1 protein-coding gene is annotated in these 1,024 nt (G+C 51.4%); it reads right to left on the bottom strand.

Annotation, left to right across the window (positions count from 1 at the left end):
- Window positions 1-1,024: AMP-binding protein (locus R7070_RS26615; RefSeq protein WP_318141575.1), on the bottom strand; the 1,024-nt coding region annotated here is incomplete at both ends.

Below are 1,024 nucleotides of genomic sequence, written 5' to 3'. Positions count from 1 at the left end.
GTGGAATACCAACAATCGCGGCTTCGGCAATTTTGTGATGCGCGACTAGCGCAGATTCAATTTCAGCGGTGCCCATACGGTGTCCAGACACGTTCAGTACGTCATCGACGCGGCCAGTGATCCAGTAATAGCCGTCTTCGTCACGACGCGCGCCGTCACTGGTGAAGTACATGCCCTTAAAGGTTGAGAAGTAGGTTTGTTCGAAGCGTTCATGGTCGCCGTAAACCGTACGCATCTGACCTGGCCATGAATCAAGAATTACCAAGTTACCTTCAGCCACGGTGTCTTCAAGGATATTACCCATGTTATCAACCAGCGCAGGTTGTACGCCGAAGAATGGGCGAGTTGCTGAACCTGGTTTGAGATCTGTCGCTCCCGGAAGTGGTGCGATCAAGATGCCGCCGGTTTCCGTTTGCCACCAAGTGTCGACGATAGGTGAATTTTCGTTCCCGATCGTTTTGTAGTACCACTCCCATGCCTCTGGGTTGATTGGTTCGCCCACTGAGCCCATGATGCGAAGGCTTGAGCGAGACGTGCCAGCAACCGCTTCGTTGCCTTTTGCCATTAGCGCACGAATAGCCGTTGGTGCGGTGTACAGAATGTTCACTTGATGCTTATCGACCACTTCGCTCATACGGCTTGTGTTCGGGTAGTTTGGTACACCTTCGAACAGGATGGTTTTCGCACCGTTCGCAAGTGGTCCGTAGATAAGGTACGTGTGGCCAGTGATCCAGCCTACGTCTGCGGTACACCAGAACGTTTCACCTGGTTGGTAATCGAAGACGTATTTAAACGTCATGGCAGCATAAACAAGGTAGCCACCTGTTGTGTGAAGTACGCCTTTTGGTTTGCCTGTCGAGCCTGATGTGTAGAGGATGAACAGTGGGTCTTCCGCTTTCATCTCTTCTGGTGGACAAACATCAGATACTTTTGCGGTTGCTTCGTGCCACCAAACGTCACGATGCTCATGCCAATCTACATTGCCGCCTGTGCGTTTTAGTACCACAACCTTGCTGATGGTTTT

It is taken from the genome of Vibrio sp. 1557, assembly GCF_033340175.1.
GTDB classification, from domain to species: domain Bacteria; phylum Pseudomonadota; class Gammaproteobacteria; order Enterobacterales; family Vibrionaceae; genus Vibrio; species Vibrio alginolyticus.
Note: the sequence above shows the minus strand (reverse complement) of the source record. Positions and strands in the feature narration are given on the sequence as shown.